This window comes from Nostoc sp. (genome assembly GCF_036919495.1).
Classification (GTDB): Bacteria; Cyanobacteriota; Cyanobacteriia; order Cyanobacteriales; family Nostocaceae; genus Nostoc.
Map to the genome: position 1 here is coordinate 1 of NZ_JBALBZ010000131.1, position 4730 is coordinate 4730.

Sequence of the window (4730 nt, forward strand, 5' to 3'; positions counted from 1 at the left end):
TCTTTATAGTACTTTTAGCAGATTATTGACACATTTTTTGACATTGTTTGATGCCTATATCTTAATAGTTTGGCATAACAAGTACTGAAGAACCTGTATTTTTTGATTGATAAAAAGTAGTTTTGGGTGCAGAAGTGTTACAAGCAAGAAATTCAGCCGTTTCTCGTGAGTTTTCTGTAAGGCAGAAATTTACTCAGTCTCCGAATCTACTTTCAAATCAATCAGAGCATCTATCGCCTCAAGTTGCTCTATATCTCTAATCTTGCTTCGACAGGTTTGATGATCAAACTTTTGATGTTTCAATGCTACAACAATGTCATCTCGATGACGGCACAAGTCAAATAAACATCCATGAGTTTCCTCATGGTATTCCAATGACCAACGTCTTTCAGTGACAAGCAGCATTGAGAGGCAAATACCAAGTACCGCTTTCGCAAAATCGACATTTGTCTGTCGTGCATATCCTCGCACTCCGAAAGTTGAAATTACTGAAATTTTCGGATTGCTATTTAAAGCAGAGGCAAAGTAGTTATAATAAGGCTCACCGTTTACTTCTCCGGCAACTAAATTTCTAGTTAAACAGCAAACCAGATCAACGTTGAGAATCTGAGGTGCATTATTCAAGGATTTCTCTAATAGAGGTAGATATAACTGAGGATCAACCTGTTCCCCCTTGATGTTAGTTCTCACTGCATTTGATGGAATGGGTAAATAAGCAACCTTAAACCAATAGTATTTTTGTGCTTGATTAGCGAGTTCAAGTAACTGGGGCAAGAAGCCGACTTTAGCATCAATGTCTAAAATTGCAACTTTCGCCTTTGCAACCTTTTGGTTAGAGCCACTTATTTTTTCTGGCAAGGTTTCAGAAAAATATGAAATACCCTCTAAATCTATAAAATTTTTACTACCCGCTATTGATTTCAGTAACTCTTCCTTATCCTTGACTAAATTTCTTGAAGCACCATCAAATAAAATGTCTGTTGCTCTGTTGGTTTCAGGTTGAGTTCGAGAATTGGAGAAAATCTTCAGATTTGGATCGGAGCAATAGAGTACTGGAATACCCCAGTCAAAGAACTTAGAGTTAATGTCATAGGACATTGCTCGTCGACCATCACGTAGAGCTTCTCCAAGAGTTTTGCCATTTGCCAATGCGCTATAAATGAGAGATGAAAGGAAGTGAGCGCTGGTATCAGGTATAGAAAACTGAGTTGAAATGACAGCAGGGATACCTCGTCCCAGCAAAGCAGCAGCAACAGAACTTCTGGCAGGATTTTCATTCTGAGCTGCTTTGGCAGTTTCGCAGGCATTAAGAAACACCAATCGAATCTTCTGCCGTGCTAGCAACTGAGCAAAAGTATTTGCAGGAAAGCGGAAAGGTTCACCCTGAAGCTGATCAAATCTGAGATATCCTTCTTTTCGTTTAACATCTAATCCTGCATGACCGAAAAAATGCAAAATATCATAGTGATGTTTCTGAAGCTCCTCCTCTAAGGCTCTTGGATTTACTGCCTGCATTACTTTCAATTCAACTTCTCTTGTTTGAAGTTGTGCTTTAAATACCTCCTGAATCCATTTAATTTCCTCTCCCGGAGTTGTATTCGGATCGTCAGATAAAACGCCGATAATTAACAAAATCCGAACTATATTGCTTTGAGTAATCTGCTTTCCTGCTGGAAAGAGAGTAAAAATGCCACGGGAAATAGGATGAAATTCTTGGCACATAAATACACCAGAGGTAGAGTCATACAGATATTCCCAAGGCCATCCCGCAATCGTGTAATCCTCTACAAAAATCTGCAAAGGCAGTAATTCTTGAGTTGAACCTGCTGCTCTGTCAAATAACCTTTTTACATTGTTTTTTATAATCAGATCAAACAGTCTCCCACCAAACTGTTCAAGATCAAATTCATCAAGAGCAGGAAACCCAGCTTCAATAAAACCTCGAAGATTTGCAATCTTTGTAGTTAATTCCTCGATTTCTGCTTGAATCATTTGCACACGCTCTACTGCTCTGCTGTTTTTGAAGTCAGCAAGCACTGTTAAGGTCTCTGGTTGCTTATGATTTGACAATTCTCCCAGGATAAAAAGCTGGAAAGTGGGCCGTTCATCTGTCATAAAAACTCTCTTTATAGTTGAGGCGTTGAACTATAGATTTAGTAGCAATATGGCAATCTTTAGTTCATGTTTGACAAATAAAGATAATATGTATTGGGACTATTGTCAGGAAAAAAAATCAAAAAATTTCTCCAAAATTTTGCTACTTGTTGCTTTCTTCTCTACTTTTACTTTCAAGTTCTTTTTTCCACCCTGATTTTCGTACTCAATGGTGATACCCGTTGAAAGAATTAAAATGAGACCAGCAATAACTAACGCACTGGTTACAGGTTCTAGCAATTTTGGTCTTGCAGTCGAGAACCAAGCCTCTAGCCTGGGCTTCATCTCTGGATTCTCAGCAATTTCAGTTAGAATAAGCCGGATAGCTTTTGACTCATCTTGATCTTTAATAATATCAATAGCAGAACTAGAAGACCGACCAACTTCTGAAGTAATCTGCTCAATTACTGTTTGCATTTGATTCTCAGACGCGAACAAAGCTTCATATTGAGGTTGGAGCGCTATCAAACCTTTTAAAACACCATTAAGGCAAATTTTTGCCTCATTATCTGTTAAAAGTGCAAGTTTATGGTATAGGTTCACAGTGCGATTTTCTCCTACAGATTGTTTCCACTCGTCTAAATCAACATATCTAGAATAGTCGTTTTTGTAACAATGAAACATCAACGTATTGAGGAGAGCGATTTTTTTCGGGTGAGATGGGATTGGGAATATGGTAAGATGACCCAATGTCAGATTCTGAGCAACTTGTAATCTATCAAGACATTTTCAGAATATTCTCTTCAACTCCTTACTCCAAAGAGCCTGACGGGGGGAACTCTGAGCCAAGGAAGTAACATAATTAAAGATAAAAAATTATGGAAGCGAACAGGCCATGATTACTAAAGAAGAAATTACCATCAAAGTTCCCTCCTTGGTAGCAGAGGCATACCGCAATGCCACTGAAGAAGAACGGGAACAATTGCAACTTAAGATTGCGGCAATTATGCAGTCTCAATTTACAACTCCGAGACTTGAGTCCATTGCACGTTTAAGAAACACGATGGATAAAGCAAGCCTTGAAGCACAAGCCAGAGGATTAACGCCTGAAATCTTAGAATCGATTTTGAATGATGACGAATAATCGACGCTTCGTATTTGATACTAATGTGCTGATTAGTGCATTTTTGTTTAGTCAAAGCAAGCCACGTCAGGCATTAGATCAAGCTACTGTTATTGGCGTTATCATATTATCAAATTCTGTCTTATCGGAGTTAGAAGAGGTTTTATATCGTCCCAAATTTGATAGATATCTCACCAAAAAAAGGCGGCAAGAATTTCTAGAAAATTTAACAGAAAACGCTCAGTTTATTGACGTGACTGAGCAGATTAATGAATGCCGAGATCCCAAAGATAATAAATATCTGGAATTAGCAGTCAGTGGTCAATCAGAGTGTATTGTTACCGGAGATGATGATTTGCTAGTGTTAAACCCCTGGAGGGGCATTGAAATTCTGACTGTTCAAGAATTTTTGGCTTCTAAGTAGCAAGAATTACCATTCACATTATGTCTAACTTTACCTCGCTATGTTAGACGCAAGTAATACGTACTCGGAATTCGGCGTTGCTGCGTCGTCGTCAGTCAGCGAACCCCTCATTTGAATAGAGACGCTGGCAAGCGATCGCATCGTAGCATTAATTGGTATGTATTATACCTGCAAGTGGTCATCGTGCTGCAAGCATAAGCAGGTTTAATCAGCCAACGAAGGAATGCGGGTTGTAGCGGTCGGACTGTAGGGCTGATTGATAAGTCTTGGTTAATCGCCGGAATTGGTGAACGAAATAATCAGCTTTTTGGTCAGTTACATTGTGTTATTGCCCTTAGACAATGTAGGCTTATTCCTATGAAAATAAACCGGTTCGGCAGGGCAGAGATCCTCACACCCGATCAAATCAATGTCCTATTTAGCGAGGGCTTTGTCAACCCACGCGATCGCGCTTTGTTTGGCGTGTGCCTTTATGCTGCCTGCCGGATCAATGAAGCTTGCACTTTGGCGGTGAAAGATGTGTTTGGCAGCAACGGTGTCAGAGGCGTGTTAGTGCTACGGAGCGTTAACACCAAAGGCAAGCGGGACACCAGGGAAATCCAAGTGCATCCGAAGCTGAAGCAGTATTTAGAACTGGAGTTTAGACTAAAAGCGATAAGAGAGAACGCAAATCAAAAGGAATTAGAGGTTAAAAATATTCTCAAGTCAGCCTTAAAGCATCCTGACCTTTAACAATTATTGTGTAGTATATATGTTCAGAAAATAATACAATAATGATAATCATAAAAAGGGTGGGAGAGAAACGAGCTAGGCTCGTTTCTCTCCCACCTCCCTCTATTCGATTATCATTATCAAATAGAGATTAGATGGGGAATGATCAAGAAAAAAGGGGTGTCTGATTGAATACAGTCCCCCTTTTGGCAGAAAGTGAGAAAAGAACTACCATTACTCACCTGCCAAGATGAAAAATGCCAGACTTGAAGAGTTTCGTCAAGTAAGTAGGTAGGCATGAAAAAACCAACCTATGTAAAGATAAGTAAATACGGAGAATGCATCTACCGAGGTGACTTAATATATGGGCGCTCGTTT

The 4730-nt window shown here is 39.5% G+C and carries 5 protein-coding genes; 3 read left to right on the forward strand and 2 right to left on the reverse strand.

Annotated elements, in window-relative coordinates:
* Positions 1–189 precede the first annotated feature (189 nt).
* Together V7K25_RS18115 and V7K25_RS18120 are read right to left on the reverse strand one after the other, a co-directional pair.
* The gene (locus V7K25_RS18115; protein ID WP_335159910.1) at positions 190–2115 is read right to left on the reverse strand and encodes a CHAT domain-containing protein; all 1926 of its coding nucleotides are present in this window, start codon (positions 2113–2115) and stop codon (positions 190–192) included.
* A gap of 105 nt (positions 2116–2220) precedes the next feature.
* Entirely contained in the window at positions 2221–2844 is a 624-nt protein-coding gene (locus V7K25_RS18120; protein ID WP_335159911.1) for a hypothetical protein, read from the reverse strand.
* Between the two features lie 145 nt (positions 2845–2989).
* Between V7K25_RS18120 and V7K25_RS18125 the strand changes: the two genes are divergently transcribed.
* The 3 genes from V7K25_RS18125 (at position 2990) to V7K25_RS18135 (ending at position 4373) form a co-directional block, all read left to right on the forward strand.
* On the forward strand, positions 2990–3238 hold the full coding sequence (locus V7K25_RS18125) for a hypothetical protein (protein ID WP_335159912.1): 249 nt from the start codon (positions 2990–2992) through the stop codon (positions 3236–3238).
* Entirely contained in the window at positions 3225–3641 is a 417-nt protein-coding gene (locus V7K25_RS18130; RefSeq protein WP_335159913.1) for a putative toxin-antitoxin system toxin component, PIN family, read from the forward strand. The genes V7K25_RS18125 and V7K25_RS18130 overlap by 14 nt, the downstream gene beginning before the upstream one ends.
* A gap of 357 nt (positions 3642–3998) precedes the next feature.
* On the forward strand, positions 3999–4373 hold the full coding sequence (locus V7K25_RS18135) for a site-specific integrase (RefSeq protein WP_335159914.1): 375 nt from the start codon (positions 3999–4001) through the stop codon (positions 4371–4373).
* Positions 4374–4730 lie beyond the last annotated feature (357 nt).